General features: G+C 67.8%; 15 protein-coding genes and 1 pseudogene. 8 read left to right on the forward strand and 8 right to left on the reverse strand.

The features are described from left to right. Positions 1–18 precede the first annotated feature (18 nt). Genes hflD through ACKVMH_RS01700 form a run of 4 tightly spaced genes read right to left on the reverse strand, consistent with a single transcriptional unit; the run spans position 19 to position 2,726 of the window. The gene (gene hflD, locus ACKVMH_RS01685) at positions 19–639 is read right to left on the reverse strand and encodes a high frequency lysogenization protein HflD (protein ID WP_412699004.1); all 621 of its coding nucleotides are present in this window, start codon (positions 637–639) and stop codon (positions 19–21) included. Then, complete coding sequence (gene mnmA, locus ACKVMH_RS01690; RefSeq protein ID WP_412699005.1) at positions 636–1,781, reverse strand: tRNA 2-thiouridine(34) synthase MnmA; 1,146 nt, start codon at positions 1,779–1,781, stop codon at positions 636–638. Before mnmA ends, hflD begins: the two co-directional genes overlap by 4 nt. Continuing rightward, positions 1,778–2,254, reverse strand: coding sequence for an NUDIX hydrolase (locus ACKVMH_RS01695; RefSeq protein WP_412699006.1), 477 nt, complete (start codon positions 2,252–2,254; stop codon positions 1,778–1,780). The genes mnmA and ACKVMH_RS01695 overlap by 4 nt, the downstream gene beginning before the upstream one ends. A gap of 1 nt (position 2,255) precedes the next feature. Continuing rightward, positions 2,256–2,726, reverse strand: coding sequence for a hypothetical protein (locus ACKVMH_RS01700; protein ID WP_215218021.1), 471 nt, complete (start codon positions 2,724–2,726; stop codon positions 2,256–2,258). A 90-nt stretch (positions 2,727–2,816) separates the two neighbouring features. Here ACKVMH_RS01700 and clpS point away from each other — a divergent pair, with 90 nt between their 5' ends. Continuing rightward, the gene (gene clpS / locus ACKVMH_RS01705) at positions 2,817–3,137 is read left to right on the forward strand and encodes an ATP-dependent Clp protease adapter ClpS (RefSeq protein WP_215218020.1); all 321 of its coding nucleotides are present in this window, start codon (positions 2,817–2,819) and stop codon (positions 3,135–3,137) included. Between the two features lie 146 nt (positions 3,138–3,283). Further along, positions 3,284–5,554, forward strand: a complete 2,271-nt coding sequence (gene clpA, locus ACKVMH_RS01710) for an ATP-dependent Clp protease ATP-binding subunit ClpA (protein ID WP_412699007.1) — start codon at positions 3,284–3,286, stop codon at positions 5,552–5,554. 67 nt (positions 5,555–5,621) lie between these two features. Here the strand turns inward: clpA and infA are convergent, their stop codons facing one another. From infA to trxB, 4 genes are all read right to left on the reverse strand, one after another. Beyond that, complete coding sequence (infA, locus tag ACKVMH_RS01715; protein ID WP_031372296.1) at positions 5,622–5,840, reverse strand: translation initiation factor IF-1; 219 nt, start codon at positions 5,838–5,840, stop codon at positions 5,622–5,624. A 102-nt stretch (positions 5,841–5,942) separates the two neighbouring features. Further along, positions 5,943–6,671 (reverse strand): leucyl/phenylalanyl-tRNA--protein transferase, encoded by a 729-nt coding sequence (gene aat / locus ACKVMH_RS01720; protein ID WP_412699008.1) that lies wholly within the window; start codon positions 6,669–6,671, stop codon positions 5,943–5,945. Further along, positions 6,652–7,818: a GNAT family N-acetyltransferase gene (locus ACKVMH_RS01725; RefSeq protein WP_412699009.1), complete on the reverse strand. Its 1,167-nt coding sequence runs from the start codon at positions 7,816–7,818 to the stop codon at positions 6,652–6,654. Before ACKVMH_RS01725 ends, aat begins: the two co-directional genes overlap by 20 nt. 51 nt (positions 7,819–7,869) lie before the next feature. Then, entirely contained in the window at positions 7,870–8,823 is a 954-nt protein-coding gene (gene trxB, locus ACKVMH_RS01730; RefSeq protein ID WP_215218016.1) for a thioredoxin-disulfide reductase, read from the reverse strand. Between the two features lie 251 nt (positions 8,824–9,074). Here trxB and ald point away from each other — a divergent pair, with 251 nt between their 5' ends. From ald to ACKVMH_RS01760, 6 genes and pseudogenes are all read left to right on the forward strand, one after another. Beyond that, complete coding sequence (gene ald / locus ACKVMH_RS01735) at positions 9,075–10,145, forward strand: alanine dehydrogenase (RefSeq protein ID WP_412699010.1); 1,071 nt, start codon at positions 9,075–9,077, stop codon at positions 10,143–10,145. 112 nt (positions 10,146–10,257) lie between these two features. Next, positions 10,258–12,618, forward strand: a complete 2,361-nt coding sequence (locus ACKVMH_RS01740) for a DNA translocase FtsK (protein ID WP_412699011.1) — start codon at positions 10,258–10,260, stop codon at positions 12,616–12,618. 97 nt (positions 12,619–12,715) lie between these two features. Then, the gene (lolA, locus tag ACKVMH_RS01745) at positions 12,716–13,345 is read left to right on the forward strand and encodes an outer membrane lipoprotein chaperone LolA (protein ID WP_412699012.1); all 630 of its coding nucleotides are present in this window, start codon (positions 12,716–12,718) and stop codon (positions 13,343–13,345) included. A 192-nt stretch (positions 13,346–13,537) separates the two neighbouring features. Next, positions 13,538–14,266 carry a hypothetical protein gene (locus ACKVMH_RS01750; RefSeq protein WP_412699013.1) on the forward strand — a complete coding sequence of 243 codons (729 nt, stop codon included), beginning with the start codon at positions 13,538–13,540 and terminating at the stop codon, positions 14,264–14,266. A gap of 114 nt (positions 14,267–14,380) precedes the next feature. Beyond that, entirely contained in the window at positions 14,381–15,739 is a 1,359-nt protein-coding gene (locus ACKVMH_RS01755) for a replication-associated recombination protein A (RefSeq protein WP_412699014.1), read from the forward strand. A 425-nt stretch (positions 15,740–16,164) separates the two neighbouring features. After that, positions 16,165–16,974: pseudogene (locus tag ACKVMH_RS01760) on the forward strand (hypothetical protein); the annotation flags it as partial.

Consider the following 16,974-nt stretch of genomic DNA (forward strand, 5'->3'; position numbering starts at 1 on the left):
CGGCCGCTTCCTCGAGGCTCAGCGCAGTTGCGCTTCGACCGCCTCGAGCATGGCCTTGCGGCGCAGCAGGAAGTCCCACAGGCTGCCACCCAGCTGGCGCCACAGCACCGCCGAACGCACCGCCGCAAGAAGCACGGCGCGGACCTCGGCGACCACCGAGGCCTGCCCCAGGTAGTGCGGGTTGCCCTGCACCAGCACGCGGGGGCGCAGGTGGCTCAGAGTGTCGGCGTACAGCGCGCCAAGCCCTGCGAGCACGTCGGGGTGGGTGCTCCCGGACGCCTCGGCGGTGGCGGCCTGGGCGTTGATGCCCCGGACCACTTTGTCGGCCATCTCGTCGTCGCGCACGAACCGGCGCTCGAGTTGCATCACCGCCAGGGCAAGGCGGGGGAGCTGCTCGTCACGGGCGCGGTTGCCGAAGTAGTCGCGCAGCAGGGTCAGGCCCGGGCGCAGGTTGGCGCGGCTGCCATAGACGGCCGCCGGCGACTCGGCGTCGATCCGGAAGATCGAGTCGAGAGACGTCGCCAGCACGCTTTCGTTGGCCTGTCCGGTGTCGGCGATGCGCCGCACCTGTGCCAATGCCTGGACCAGCCCGGCCAGGGCGAGCACGCGGTCGGAAATCGGATCGGCGGAATCGGTCATGGCATCTGGCCCTTGAGGCGTTGTTCGAGTGGAGCGTCGGTGGTGGCGATCACGGCGCCGCCGAGGCATTCGTCGCCGTCGTAGAGCACCAGCGACTGGCCGGGTGTCACTGCACGTTGGGGCCGGTCGAAGCGGACTTCCAGCGTCCCGTCGTCGCCGACGGTGACCTCGCAGGGCTCGTCGGCTTGGCGGTACCGGGTCTGGGCGGTACAAATGAAGCGCTCGCCCAAGGCGCTTCCGGCGACCCAGTGGGCCACCTCCGTCCGCAGCCGCGTGGACTGGAGGTAGGAGCTGTCGCTGCCCTGGTCAACGTACAGCGTGTTGGTGGCGACGTCCTTGCCGACGACGTACCAAGGTGCGGCGGCAAAACCGCGAACCCCACCCAGGTGGAGCCCCTCGCGCTGCCCGAGGGTGAAATAGAACACGCCCGGATGCTCACCCACCTGCTGGCCGTCGGGCGTTCGCATGTCGCCCTGGCGCGCGGGCAGGTAGCGGCCGAGAAACTCGCGGAAATCGCGCTCGCCAATGAAGCAGATGCCGGTCGAATCCTTCTTCTCCGCCGTCGGGAGCCCGGCCTCGCGGGCGATGCGTCGGACCTGCTCCTTGGGCAGGTCGCCGAGCGGAAACCGGGTGGCCGATAGCTGTGCCTGTCCGAGCTGGTGCAGGAAGTAGCTCTGGTCCTTGCCGCGGTCGACCCCCCTCAGGAGCCGCCAGTGGCCGCGCTGGTGCGCCACGCGGGCGTAGTGCCCGGTTGCGATGGCCTCCGCGCCCAGTTCGCGGGCCGCGTCGAGGAAGTGCTTGAACTTGATCTCGCGGTTGCAGAGTACGTCCGGGTTGGGCGTACGGCCGGCGGCGTACTCGGCCAGGAAGTGTTCGAACACGCCGCTCCAGTACTCGCCGGAGAAGTCGCGGAAATGGATCGGGATGCCGAGGCGCCCGGCCACGGCGACCGCGTCGCGGCGGTCTTCCTCGGCACGGCAGTCGCCGCTGCCGTCGTCGGCCCAGTTCTGCATGAACAGCCCGGCGACCGGTTCGCCGGCGTCGCGAAGCAGCAGTGCCGCGACCGACGAGTCGACACCACCCGACAGCCCGACGATGGTCCGCGCACCGTTGCCGGTGCCGGTCCTTGCCGGCGTGCTCATGCCAGCTGCCGGGCGAGGTCGAGCGGGTAGCGGCGACCGCCGAGGTAATCGGCCACCGTGTCCCACACCAGCGGGCTGCGGTGGCGTGCCGAGGCATCCAGCAGGTCGGCCGGACTCATCCACTGCGCTTGGATGATGCCGGTGTCCAGCGCCCGGTCGGGGTCATGGCTCACCGGCTCGGCGGCGAACGCGAAGCGCAGGTAGTGGCGCCCCGGCCGTTCGACCTGGTCCGGAGACTTCCACTGGTAGGCGCCGACGAATGCCGTCAGCCGCACGTGCCAGCCGGTTTCCTCGAGCGTCTCGCGCAGGGCGGCGTCGTGCAGGCTCTCGTCGGGCTCCAGGTGGCCGGCGGGCTGGTTCAGGACCTGCCGGCCGCTGGCCATCTCCTCGACCATCAGCAACCGCCCGTTGCGCACGACTACGGTCGCCACGGTGACGTCGGGTTGCCAGAAGCGGCCTTCGCGATAGGTCACCTCAGAAGTCGTCCCCGCCGCCGGTGAGCTCGATTTCCATCTCGTCGGCGGCCTCGCTGGCGGCGGTCATCGCGTCGCGGATCTCCTCGTTGCTCGCATCGCCCGAGACCTTGACGACGAATACCGCGTACTCGCCCTGCTTGGTCCAGGCGCCGAGCTTGGTGTCGTTGCTGGCCTCGAGCAGGTGGTTGGCGACCAATGCCGGGAACGCGCCGTTCTCGGCGCGGTATGCCGGCGACCAGATCTCGCGGATCGTGTGGGCGCCGTACTCGTAGATGGGGGACCGGATGTACACGAGCTGGCTGCGGCCTTCGCCGGCCTCGAACACCATCATGTAGTCGCCGTCCTCGTCGATCTCGTAGCTCGTACCGAGCGCGTCGAGCTGGCTGGCGACGGCAGGGTCGGCTTCGGCAGCCGCGGCGCCTGCGGCGAGCGCGGTGGTGAGCAGCAGGATGACAGGCAGCATCTTCATTGGCGGATCCCCCGAGTGAGGCGTTCATTCTGCCGATCCCACCGTGTCGCCGTCCATCGCTCCGGCGGCCGGGCGACCTATAATCCACCGATGCCAAGATCGCCCGAACACGACCACCACCACGGTGCCCTGGTCGAGACCAGCAAACCCGAAGTCGCGCGCCCGCCGTTGTATTCCGTGCTGCTGCTCAACGACGACTACACCCCGATGGATTTCGTCGTCGAGGTGCTGATGCGGTTTTTCCCGATGACCGCCGAGAAGGCCACCCAGATCATGCTCCACGTGCACACGCGGGGTAGGGGCGTATGCGGGGTTTTCACGCGGGAAGTGGCCGAATCGAAGGTGGCACAAGTCAACGAGTTCTCGCGACTGAACCAGCATCCCTTGTTGTGCACGATGGAAAAAGCGTGACCGGGAGGCCTGCAGGCACCGCATCGTTCGTTGGATAAATGGAAGCGGAACCGGCCGCATCGTGACCCTTCCACCGCGCTGGGGTGACATGGAAAAGCATGCGGGCACCCCCATCTAGGACCGCAACAGCTTTCAGAGGCTTTCCAATGTTCAGCAAGGACCTGGAGTTCAGCATCGGCCAGTGCTACAAGCGCGCCCGCGAGGAGCGCCATGAGTACATGACCGTCGAGCATCTGCTGCTCGCGCTGCTCGACAACCCCTCGGCCGAGACCGTGCTCAAGGCCTGCAGCGCCGATTTCCCGCGCCTGCGTGGCGACCTCGAGCAGGCCATCGCCACGTCGGTATCGGTGCTGCCCGACGACATAGACCGCGACACCCAGCCGACCCTCGGCTTCCAGCGCGTGCTGCAGCGAGCGGTCTACCACGTGCAGTCCTCCGGCAAGAAGGAGGTCACCGGCGCCAACGTGCTGGTGGCGATCTTCGGCGAAAAGGACTCCCACGCCGTCTATTACCTCAACCAGCAGGACATCGCCCGGTTGGACGTGGTGAATTTCCTGTCCCACGGCATCGCCAAGCAGGGCGAGGGCGAGGCGCACCCGGCCGAGTCCGATGCGCCGGCGGTGGAGGGCGAGGAGGGCAAGGCCGACGCGCTGGAGGAGTTCGCGGTCAACCTGAACCAGCTGGCACGCGACGGGAAGATCGACCCGCTGGTCGGTCGCGCCGAAGAGGTCGAACGGACCATCCAGGTGCTGTGCCGCCGCCGCAAGAACAACCCGCTCTACGTCGGCGAGGCCGGCGTGGGCAAGACCGCGATCGCGGAGGGCCTGGCCAAGCGCATCGTCGATGGCGAGATCCCCGAGGTCCTGGAGGACGCGACCATCTACGCGCTCGACCTGGGCGCGCTGGTGGCCGGGACCAAGTACCGCGGCGACTTCGAGAAACGCCTCAAGGCGGTGCTCGCCCAGATGAAGAAGATCGAGGGCGCGGTGCTGTTCATCGACGAGATCCACACCATCATCGGCGCCGGCTCGGCGTCGGGCGGGACGATGGATGCCAGCAACCTGATCAAGCCCGCGCTGTCGTCCGGCGATCTGCGCTGCATCGGTTCGACCACGTTCCAGGAATACCGCGGCATCTTCGAGAAGGACCGGGCGCTGGCGCGGCGCTTCCAGAAGATCGACATCATCGAGCCGACCGTGGGCGAAGCGTTCGAGATCCTGCAGGGCCTGCGGCCCAAGTACGAGGCCCACCATGGCGTCACCTATGCCGACGACGCCTTGCAGGCGGCGGTGGACCTGTCGGTGAAGCACATCGGCGACCGGTTGCTCCCGGACAAGGCCATCGACGTGATCGACGAGGCCGGCGCGCGCCAGCGGCTGCTGCCGATGGATGTGCGCAAGGCCAACATCGACGTCGAGGAGATCGAGACGATCGTTGCCAAGATGGCGCGAATCCCGGCCAAGCAGGTTTCGGCGACCGACAAGGACGTGCTCCGCAACCTCGAGCGCAACCTCAAGATGGTGATCTTCGGGCAGGACCCGGCGATCGAGTCCCTGGCGTCGGCGATCAAGCTGTCCCGCTCGGGCCTGGGCAACCCCGACAAGCCGATCGGCAACTTCCTGTTCGCCGGTCCGACCGGTGTCGGCAAGACCGAGGTGACCCGCCAGCTCGCGCTGCAACTGGGCATCGAGCTGGTGCGATTCGACATGTCCGAATACATGGAGCCGCACTCCGTCAGCCGCCTCATCGGCGCGCCCCCGGGCTACGTCGGCTTCGACCAGGGCGGCCTGCTGACCGAGAAGATCGTCAAGACGCCGCATTGCGTGCTCTTGCTTGACGAGGTCGAGAAGGCCCACCCGGACATCTTCAACATCCTGCTGCAGGTGATGGACCGCGGCACCCTGACCGACACCAACGGGCGGGAGGCCAACTTCCGTAACGTGATCCTGGTGATGACCACCAACGCCGGCGCGGCCCAGGCGTCGCGCCGCTCGATCGGCTTCACCAAGCAGGACCACAGCACCGATGCGATGGAAGTGATCCGCAAGGGCTTCACCCCCGAGTTCCGCAACCGGCTGGACGCGGTGGTGCAGTTCCAGGCGCTCGGCTTCGAGCACATCCTGCGGGTGGTCGACAAGTTCCTGATCGAGCTCGAGGCCCAGTTGCACGAGAAGGACGTCGCCATGAGCGCCACGACGGAGGCGCGCGATTGGCTGGCCCAGCACGGCTTCGACCCGATGATGGGCGCGCGGCCGATGGCGCGGGTGATCCAGGACCGGATCAAGCGACCGCTGGCCGACGAGCTGCTGTTTGGCAAACTGGTCGGCGGTGGTCGCGTGACCATCGACGTCAAGGACGGCGAGCTGGTGGTCGACGCGCAGGCCGAACCCGAGCGGCTGCTGCCGGCCACCGTGTAGGCATGCACAAGCCGGGAACGAAGAAAGGCGGCCAATGGCCGCCTTTTCTTTCAGTAACTTACCGCGATTACTTCATGCGGTAGGTGATGCGTCCCTTGGTCAGATCGTACGGGGTCATTTCCACCTTGACCTTGTCGCCGGTGAGGATGCGGATGTAGTTCTTGCGCATCCTCCCCGAGATGTGGGCAATGATTTCGTGCCCGTTTTCGAGGCGCACACGGAACATGGTGTTCGGAAGTGTTTCCGCCACCGTGCCCTCGAATTCGATCACGTCGTCTTTTGCCATGTGTTTCCTGGTTGCTGCGGTCAGGCGGCGCGAAACGCGGCCGCGAAGCCGGGCATTCTGCCACGATGTGGCCGATCAGGCAAAAGCCGGGAATACAGGCATTCAGGCCAACGCCCGGGCGGGCAGCACGCCGAACCGGGTCCGCCAATCGAAAGACTCCTGCGTCGCGACCAGCGGCGCGATCGCCTGCAGGAACCGTTCGCGTGGCCACGACTCCGCCCCCAGGGTGAGCAGGTGCGGATTCTCGACCTGGGCGTCGAGCAGCGGCCACTCCCACTCCACCAGCCGCCGGCACAGGCCTGCCAACGCCACCTTTGATCCGCCGGACGCGGCGCTGAACATGCTCTCACCAAAGAACATGCGCCCGATGGCCACCCCGTACAGCCCACCGACGAGCCGGTCGCCGTCACGCACCTCCACCGAGTGTGCGTGGCCAAGCTGGTGCATCCGCAGGTAGGCCGCGCGCATCGCCGGCGTGATCCACGTGCCGGGTTGGCCGTCCCGGGGGATCGAGGCGCAGGCATCGATGACCCGTTCAAAGTCGGCGTCCGCCTGGACGGTCCAGTCCGACCGGCGCAACGTGCGCCGCATCCGGGTCGACAGGCGGACACCCTCGGTTCGGAACACGGTCCGGGGGTCGGGCGACCACCACAGCAGCGGCTGGCCGTCGGAATACCAGGGAAACACCCCGTGCGCATATGCGTTGAGCAGCCGCGTCGATGTCAGGTCGCCGCCCATCGCCAGCAGCCCGTCGGGTTCGCGCAGCGCCGTGCGCGGGTCCGGGAATGGCCCGTCCGGATCCGCGGGCAGCTCAGGCAGACGGATCGGCATCGCTGCGCGCCCGGGTGGATGGGGTGGACTTGAACGGCGAACGCGACGCGAGGGTCTGCGAGTAGCGGCGAACCGCCTCGGCTTCGTCCGTGCACCACGCGCGCAGAGACTCCCGGAAGGCGGGGTGCGCGATCCAGTGGCGGCTGCGGACCGTGCGGGGCAGGAACCCCCGCGCCAGCTTGTGCTCGCCCTGCGCGCCGGGCTCGAATCGCGACAGCCCCTCGCGCAGGCAGTACTCGATGCCCTGGTAGTAGCAGGTCTCGAAGTGCAGGCCGGGGATCGTCTCGGTGGCGCCCCAGTAACGCCCGTACAGCGTTTCGCGACCGCGCAGGCAAAGCGCCCCGGCCACTGCCGCGCCATTGGCCCGCTCGGCGATCACCAGTACGAGCGACCGGGGCATGGTCTCGGCCAGGTGGTGCAGGAATGCCAGCGTCAGCGCCGGGTGGTTGCCGTATTCGGCGAAGGTCTGCAGGTAGAAGCGATGCATCGTCGCCAGGTCGGCCGGCGTCGCGTCACTACCGTCGACTACCCGGTACCCGATGCCGGCGCGGGCGACCTTCGCGCGCTCCTGCCGGATGTTCTTGCGGTGCCGGTGGTCGAACGCGTCCAGGTAATCGGCGAAGTCACGCCAGCCCGCGTCGTTGTGCCACTGGTACTGCACGTCGACCCGGGGAAGCCAGTCTTCATTGAAGTCGCTGTCTTCGGCTGCCGTGTGGAAATTGACGTGCGCCGACGAAAGCCGCGCATCTGACGCCGTCGCAACCATGGCTGCCAGCAGTGCTTGGCGTTCGCCGCCGGTGGCGGCAAGCAGGCGCGGGCCGGTCACGGGCGAGTAGGGCACCGCGCACAGCTGCTTGGGGAAGTACTCCAGGCCGTGTTGGGCATACGCATGGGCCCAGGCGTGGTCGAACACGAATTCGCCGTGCGAGTTGTGCTTGAGGTAGCCCGGCGCGGCGGCCACCAGGGTGCCATCGCGCCACAGGGTCAGGTGGCGTGGCGTCCAGCCCCATTCGGGCCGCAGGCAGCCATGCGTCTCCAGCCCTGACAGGAAGGCGTGCGCGACGAACGGATTGGCGCCGTCGTGCAGCCCGTCCCACGCCGTGGCAGGGATGGTCTCCAGCCGGTCGATCAGTCGGACGTCGGACATGCCTTCATCTTCGCCCGGAGCGCGCGGGGAGCAATCCGCGCGGCAGGGCGGTCACTCGCCCTGGTCGAGGAACTTCTCCGCGTCCAGTGCTGCCATGCAACCAAAGCCGGCCGAGGTGATCGCCTGGCGGTAGACCTGGTCGGCGACGTCGCCCGCGGCGAACACGCCCTCGACCGACGTCTGGGTCGCGTTGCCGGCAAGCCCGGAGGTGATCTGCAGGTAGCCGTTCTTCATCTCCAGCTGGCCCTCGAACAGCGATGTGTTCGGGGTATGGCCGATCGCGACGAAGAAGCCGTTGACCGGGATCTCCCGGGTGGCGTTGTCCCTGGTCGAGCGCAGCCGCATGCCGGTGACGCCGCTGTCGTCGCCGAGGACCTCGTCGACGGTGTGGTCCCAGACCAGCTCGATCTTGCCGGCCTGCGCCTTGGCGAACAGCTTGTCCTGCAGGATCTTCTCGGCGCGCAGGCTGTCGCGGCGGTGCACCAGGTAAACCTTGCGGGCGATGTTGGACAAGTACAGGGCCTCTTCGACTGCGGTGTTGCCGCCGCCGATCACCGCCACGTCCTGCTCCTTGTAGAAGAAGCCGTCGCAGGTCGCGCAGGCCGACACGCCCTTGCCCATGTACTTCTGCTCGGACTCGATCCCCAGGTACTTGGCGCTGGCGCCGGTGGCGATGACCAGCGCGTCACAGGTGTACTCGCCGTTGTCGCCGGTCAGCCGGAACGGGCGCCTGGACAGGTCGGCGCTGTGGATGTGGTCGAACACGACCTCGGTGTCGAACCGCTCGGCGTGGGCCTGCATCCGCGCCATCAGGTCGGGCCCCATCAGGCCATGGGCGTCGCCCGGCCAGTTGTCGACCTCGGTGGTGGTCATCAGCTGGCCGCCCATCTGCAGGCCGGTGATCACCAGCGGCTTGAGGTTGGCGCGGGCGGCGTAGACCGCCGACGTCCAGCCGGCGGGGCCGGAGCCGAGGATGATCAGGCGGGCGTGCTTGCTTGGGGTCATGGGTATAATCGCGGCGATAGCGGGACGCGCCTTGGGGCGCGAAAACAAGGCCGCGGTGCACTGGCACTACCAGTGGCGACCGCGGCCGGCTCGAGCCATAGCTTGGCGGCGGCGTCCCGGCAAAACAAGGCAGCTTCCACGGACGCAGTGTTTCAGCGCCGTGGCATCGACGACGGACCGGGAACCCACACAACCTGGCCAGACGCCGCTCCGACGCGGCGTTTTTTTCTGGCATAGCGGAGAGCAGCGCAATGCGTATCGGTGTACCGAAGGAAACCAAGACCCTCGAAGGGCGCGTCGCGCTCGTTCCGGCCGCCGCCGGCGACCTGGTCAAGCGTGGCCACGAGGTCTGGCTGGAGAAGGACGCCGGCATCAAGAGCGGTTTCAGCGATGACGAGTACGTCCGCCTGGGCGTGAACATCGCCGCCGACGCCGCCGAGCTCTACGGCAAGTCCGAGATGATCGTGAAGGTGAAGGAGCCAATCGCCGGCGACCTGCAGCACCTGCGCAAGGACCACCTGCTGTTCTGCTACCTGCACCTGGCGGCCGAGCCGGAGCTGACCCGCCGTCTGCTCGACATCGGCCTGACCGCCGTCGCCTTCGAGACCGTCGAGCTGCCCAACGGCGACCTGCCGCTGCTGGCCCCGATGTCGATCATCGCCGGCAAGATCGCCACCCAAGTCGGCACAACGCTGCTGCACCAGCCGCAGGGCGGCAAGGGCAAGCTGCTCGGCGGCCTGCCGTCGACCGAGCGCGGCAAGGTGGTGGTGTTCGGCGCGGGCAAGGCGGGTGGCGCCGCGGCGGCACTGGCCGCGGCCGGTGGCGCCAACGTCACCGTGTTCGAGATGCGGACCGATCGCATGGACGAGATGATGGCGCTGGGCCCCAACGTCACCGCGCTCTACCCGTACCACGACGTCGTGGCCCGCGAGGTCGCTTCGGCCGACCTGGTGGTCGGTGCCGTGCTGGTGACCGGTGCCAAGGCGCCGCGCGTGCTGACCCGCGAAATGCTGAAGGGCATGCAGGATGGCAGCGTGGTGGTGGACATCTCGATCGACCAGGGTGGTTGCTTCGAGACCTCGCGCCCGACCACCTGGAAGGAGCCGACCTACGTGGAGGAGGGCGTGACCCACTTCTGCGTGACCAACATGCCCGGCTCGGTGCCGCAGACCAGCTCGCAGGCCATCTGCGCGGCGATCCTGCCGTGGGTCAACCGGCTCGCGGCCGGTGGCGCCTGGCGTGACGACCCCGCGCTGGCGCGCGGCATCAACGTCGAAGGCGGCAAGCTGGTCCATCCGGCGCTGCTGGACATGAAGCTGTAGAACGGTTGCGACCCGCCCCGCCTGGGACGGCGCCGGCGGGTCAGCTGTCGCGTTGGTCGTTTAATCCGTATATTCAATGACTAACGTTATCTAGCTAAGGCAGAGCATTACGGTGGCGCAAGCCTCGACCGCAACCCGCAGGAAAAAGACCCCCGACCAGACCCGCGCCGAGCCCTCGACGCGCCGGCAGCGGCTGACCCGCGACATCGCGCTGATCCTCATCGCGCCGTTGCTGCTGTACCTGCTGGTGTGCCTGGTCACCTTTTCCCCGACCGACCCGAGCTGGTCGCAGTCCGGGAGCGTCACGGCGCCGTTGCACAACCGCGGCGGGCAGGTTGGCGCATGGCTGGCCGACATCCTGCTGTACCTGACCGGCTACGTGGCGTTCCTGCTGCCGGTGGTGCTGGGCCTGATCGCGTGGATCGCGCTGTTCCGGGCTGACGCCGACGTCGACGAGGATGCCGAGTTCGGGCCGGCCCTGCGGCTGGTTGGCATCGTCGGGTTCCTGGTGTCGGCCACCGGACTGCTGCAACTGCGGATCGGACCGGTGCTCGATTTCTCGGCGGGAGCGGGCGGCATCCTGGGCCAGCTGGTGGGGCGCTCGCTGTACAGCGGCTTCGGTCCGGTAGGCGGCAACCTGTTCCTGCTGGCGTTGCTGCTGGTGTCGGTGACGCTGGCCACCGGCATTTCCTGGTTCAGCGTGATGGACCGGATCGGCCGGTGGGTGCTGGCCCTTGGCCCGGTGCTGTCGCGGCTGTTCCGGCGCGGCAGCCGCCACGCGACCGAGTGGCAGCAGACCCGCGCGATGCGCGAGGAGCGCGAGGAGGTCCGCAAGGTCGACACCGAGCTACGGGCGAAGCGGGCGCCGGTCAAGATCGAGCCGCCGGCACCTGCAGCGGTCGAGAAGAGCGACCGGGCCAAGCGCGAGCAGCAGATCCCGCTGTTCCACGTTGGTGACGGCACCGGCATCCCGCCGCTGGCGCTCCTCGACGACCCCAAGCCGCAGCCCAAGGGCTACAGCCCCGAGACGCTGGAAACGCTGTCGCGCCAGATCGAGTTCAAGCTCAAGGACTTCCGCATCGACGCCAACGTGGTCGGTGCCTACCCCGGGCCGGTGATCACTCGTTTCGAGATCGAGCCGGCACCAGGCATCAAGGTCAGCCAGATCAGCTCGCTCGACAAGGACATCGCCCGCGGCCTGTCGGTGAAGTCGGTGCGCGTGGTCGACGTGATCCCCGGCAAGTCGGTCATCGGCCTGGAAACGCCGAACACCCAGCGCGAAATGATCTACCTGTCCGAGCTGCTGCGGTCCAAGGAGTACGACAAGTCCCACAGCCCGCTGACGCTGGCGCTGGGCAAGGACATTTCCGGCCGCCCGACGGTGGCCGACCTGGCGCGCATGCCGCACCTGCTGGTGGCCGGCACCACCGGCTCGGGCAAGTCCGTGGCCGTAAACGCGATGGTCCTGAGCCTGCTCTACAAGGCCTCTGCGAAGGACCTTCGGATGCTGATGATCGACCCCAAGATGCTCGAGCTGAGCGTCTACGAGGGCATCCCGCACCTGCTTGCTCCGGTCGTGACCGACATGAAGGAGGCCGCCAACGGCCTGCGCTGGTGCGTGGCCGAGATGGAGCGCCGCTACAAGCTGATGTCGACCGTCGGCGTGCGCAACCTGGCCGGGTTCAACAAGAAGGTGCGCGACGCGATCGAGGCCGGCCAGCCGATGCTGGACCCGCTGTTCAAGCCCAACCCCGACATCGACGAGGCGCCGCCGCAGCTGGAGCCGCTGCCGCACATCGTCATCTTCATCGACGAATTCGCCGACATGATGATGATCGTCGGCAAGAAGGTGGAGGAGCTGATCGCGCGGCTGGCGCAAAAGGCGCGCGCGGCCGGCATCCACCTGATCCTCGCGACCCAGCGTCCCTCGGTCGACGTCATCACCGGCCTGATCAAGGCCAACATCCCGACCCGCATCGCGTTCCAGGTGTCGAGCAAGATCGATTCACGGACCATCCTCGACCAGTCCGGCGCCGAGGCGCTGCTGGGCAACGGCGACATGCTGTACCTGCCGCCCGGCACGGCGATGCCCGAGCGCGTGCATGGCGCGTTCGTGTCGGACGAGGAAGTGCATCGCGTGGTCGAGCACCTCAAGCAGGTCGGCGGCAAGCCCGATTACATCGAGGGCGTGCTTGAGGACGTACAGACCATGGGCGACGGTGTGGTCGTCGGTGCCACCGGCCTGCCCGAGAGCGCCAGTGCCGGCGATGAGTCGGACCCGCTGTACGACGAGGCGGTGCGCGTGGTGACCGAGACCCGTCGCGCGTCGATCTCCGGCGTGCAGCGCCGGCTCAAGATCGGCTACAACCGGGCCGCCCGGCTGGTAGAGGCAATGGAGGCTGCCGGAGTCGTGTCGCCGGCCGAACACAACGGCGACCGCAGCGTGCTGGCCCCGCCGCCGCCGCGCGACTAGGGGGCGACGGGCGCAGGTGAACGGACGTCTCCGGCATCGAACACCCGTTCAGCTTCGTCCCCACACACTGCGACCACGCTGATCGGAGACCGATTGAATGAAGCAGATGACCCGCTGGACCACCGGCCTGCTGTTGTGCGCCGTCACTGCCGGCAGTGCCTTTGCCGGTGCCCGCGACGACCTCGACACCTTCACCAAGGGCCTGAAGGGCCTGGATGGGCAGTTCGTGCAGCAGGTGTATACCTCGCAGGGCAAGCTCAAGGAGACCTCCCGCGGTGAAGTGCAGCTGTCGGTCCCGCGCCTGTTCCGCTGGGAGTACACCAAGCCGTATCCGCAGTTGATCGTCGCCGACGGCAAGAAGGTGTGGATCTACGACCCGGATCTCGCCCAGGTGACCGTACGCGAACAGGGGATTGAGGAGCAGAGCAGCCCGCTTGCGGCGCTGTTCGAGCCTGAGCGGCTGGACGCCATGTTCCAGGTGGAGGAGAGCGGCGAAGCCAACGGCGTGTCTTGGCTCAAGCTGACCCCGCGGGACGGCCAGGAAGCCAGTTTCCGCAGCGCCCGGTTGGGCTTCGATGAAGCCGCCCTGGTGAAGATGGAGGTAGTAGACGCAATCGGCCAGCGCACCGAAATCCGGTTTACTGGCTGGCAGCGCAATCCCCGCTTCGCAGCGGATACCTTCAAGTACACCCCGGCCAAGGGCGTTGACGTGATCGGCGGCGGCTGAATAGCACGAGCGTGGCGTGGAAAACGGCGAGGGCTTCCTCGCCGTTTTCGTATGCGGCGCGGCATCTCCAGCCGTGTGCGGGGTCATGAACATGATCCGTTCATTTTCAATGACTTGGGATCACGGCCCCTCGACGGTGACGCGTCCACAGTGCGGTCCATGCGCCACGTTCCGGCGCCGCAGGAACCCGCAATGCACCGTCACCTTCTTCGCAAATCCGTCCTCGTCGCCATGATGGCGTCCGCTGGCGTGCTGACCTCGGTCGCCATCGCCCAGAAGCCTGCAACCGGCCCGAACTGGGTGCACGCGCAGGCGCGGGATACCGCCCCCGACTCGCGCATCGAGGGCGACCAGTCGATGGATGCCGCCGTGGCGGCAGCGGTGATCGGCGCAGTTGCGACGGAGTTTGGTGAGCGCAAGGTCGAGGTGCGTCTGGACGAGGTCGCGGTCATGCCCGCGAGCATCCGCGACCGCACCGTTACCGGTGAAGGAAGGCTCCGCATCGGCGGCGACGACGAATGGGTCGCGTTCCAGTTCGATGTTCTCTACGACACCGAGACGGCCACAGCCGGCGTGCCGGCCCTGCGTCTGGGCGACCCGGACCCGGCGTCGGACCCGGTCCCGCTCGATTCCCAGCTGGCTGCCGAACTGGACGCGCATGTTAATGCCGCGCTCGACGCGGAGTTCTCAAGCCAGGCGGTGGAGCTGGTGACCACCCACGTGACTGCCGCGAGCGCCGGCGGCCGCTTCCTCCAGGTGGCAGCGATGGGTACGGCCGAATTCGCGGGGGAGGGCACCACCCCGGCGCAGGTCCGGGCACTGTATGACCGCAGCTCCGGTGACTGGGTGCGGCTGGATTACGAACTCGGGACCACGTCCAACTGGGCGGATGAGGCCGAGCCCGCGGTCGCAGCCCGCTGATCCCGCAACCGGGATCTGGCAGCCACGTGGGCTGATCATTCCGCGCATCCCGATGCCTTCGCCTTCGGGCGCGCCTTCGCTATCGTGTCGGCTCTCCTCCGGATGACCGACCCCGTGGCGCGTCGCAAAACCCCCACCCCCGGTTCCGACCTGGTCGGCAGCGACCCCGCCAGCGACGCACTGCGTCCGCTGGCCGAGCGCATGCGCCCGCAGACGCTCGACGAGATGGTTGGCCAGCGGCGTTTGCTCGCCCCCGGCTCCGCCCTGCGGCGGGCGGTGGAAGCCGGCCGGGTGCACTCGATGATCCTGTGGGGGCCGCCGGGCTGCGGCAAGACCACCCTGGCGCTGTTGCTGGCCAAGTACGCCGACGCGGAATTCCGCGCCATCTCCGCGGTTCTGTCGGGGTTGCCGGACGTGCGCGTGGTGCTGGCCGAAGCCGCCGAGCGCTTCGCCAATGGCCGCCGGACGGTGCTGTTCGTCGACGAGGTGCACCGGTTCAACAAGGCCCAGCAGGATGCGTTCCTGCCGCACATCGAACGCGGGACGATCCTGTTCGTCGGCGCCACCACCGAGAACCCGTCGTTCGAGCTCAACTCCGCGCTGCTCTCGCGTTGCCGGGTGCACGTGATGGAGGCGGTGTCGGCGGACGACATCGCCGAGGCGTTGCGGCGGGCACTGGCCGATGAGGAGCGGGGCCTCGGCGGGCAGGGGCTCGACGTGTCCGGAGAGGCGCTGTTGCAGATCGCCGGTGCCGCCGACGGCGACGTCCGGCGTGGACTGACGTTGCTGGAGATCGCCGCCGAGCTGGCGCTGGGCGAGTCGGGCACCGTCACCGAAGCCACCCTCGCGCAGGTGCTGGCCGACCGAACGCGGCGGTTCGACAAGGGCGGCGAGCAGTTCTACGACCAGATATCGGCACTGCACAAGTCGGTGCGCAGTTCCAACCCCGACGCGGCGTTGTACTGGCTCGCGCGCATGCTCGATGGTGGCTGCGATCCGGTCTATCTCGCCCGGCGGCTGACCCGGATGGCCACCGAGGACATCGGCCTGGCCGACCCGCGCGCACAGACGATGGCGATCGAAGCGTGGGACACCTACGAACGACTCGGCAGCCCCGAGGGCGAACTCGCCCTCGCGCAACTGGCGATCTACCTGGCCACCACGGCCAAGTCCAACGCCGCCTACGTCGCCTACAAGGCAGCGCGGCGCGACGTGGTCGAGCACGGCACCCAGGAGGTGCCGCTGCACCTGCGCAATGCGCCGACCAAGTTGATGAAACAGCTCGGCTACGCCAAGGGTTACCAGTACGACCACGAGGCCGAAGGCGGCATCGCGCTGGACCAGACCGGTTTTCCCGACGCGATGGGCGAGCGAACCTACTACCGGCCGGTCAACCGCGGGCTGGAGATCAAGCTGGGTGAAAAACTCGCGCGCCTGCGTGAAGCGCGCGAGAAGGCGCGCGGCGGGGCGTAGAGGCATCGCCAAGCGGTAGCTGGGCTGATACCTAGGAAATGGCTGAGAAAAAATCTTCAAGTCATTGATTTTTAGGACACCCGAAACACGCCTTAAACCGGAACGCCAATTAGCGTGTCGATTTGGATACATCGGCATGAACGGCCCCCGCCAGTCCTGCAGGCCTCACGGCTGCGGCCTGCCAACCAGCATCCGTAACGGGTGACGAGACACGTCAGGTTGCAGGATTGAATCGTTCCGGCACGCCTCGACGCGCGCGCGACGCGTCCGCATCCCCCTGACCCCGGCGGAATCACCTGATCGCCAGCACTACCAAGGCCTGGCCGCTGTCCCGCCGGCGCTGGCATCGCCCATGCGTATCCAACTGTGCGCCGCTGCGGAGGCACCCCCCTGCATCCGGCCGGCGCCTTTCGAAGGAGAACGACATGCGCATTCGTAAAACACTGGTGGCGTCAGCAGTCTTCCTGGCGCTTGGTTTCACCTCACCCGCCTGGGCCCAGTCAGCTGACGAAGCCGGTAATGGCGACCTCGACCAGGACATCGACGACAGCTACAACGACGAGAGCACCACGCTCGACCTCGCGCTGGACCTCGACGCCTCGCAGACCGACGACCACAGCGGCGACGACCGCAACAACGACGGCGAAGCCAACGCCGACGGCCTGGGCAACGCAGCGGCCAACAACCACAGCAACGCGACCGCCAACTGGGAAAGCTCGTTCAACACCAACATCGCGATCGCATCGACCGAGCTCAACGGGTCGGTCAGCGGCGTAGGCGTAGGCAACATCGGCAATGTCGCGGCCAACGCGGGCGATGCCGACGGTGGTGACGGCGGCGGTGGCGGCTGGGGCTTTGGCGGTGGTGGCGATGGTGGCGACGGCGATGGCGGCGATGGCGCCGACAGCGGCGATTCGATCGCGGCCAGCGTCCGGTTGGGCGGCGCGTCAGCCGACAGCGGCGACACGGACGCCGATGCGGATGCCGATTCCGACAGCGACGCCGCGTCCGGTTCGATCGCTGCGGCGATCGCGGCGGCCCTGGAGGACAACAACGGCGACGCTGATGCCGACGCCGATGCGACCTCCGACTCGGCTTCGGACTCGGGTGATGCCGATTCCTCGGCCACGGCAAGCGCCGATTCGGGCGACGCCGACGCCAGCGACTCCGGCTCGAGCGGCAACGCGGTGGCCACGACCGGCCGCGGCGGTGACGGCGGCGCAGGGAGGGGCGGC

The organism is Lysobacter zhanggongensis, assembly GCF_046638635.1.
Lineage (GTDB): Bacteria > Pseudomonadota > Gammaproteobacteria > Xanthomonadales > Xanthomonadaceae > Novilysobacter > Novilysobacter luteus.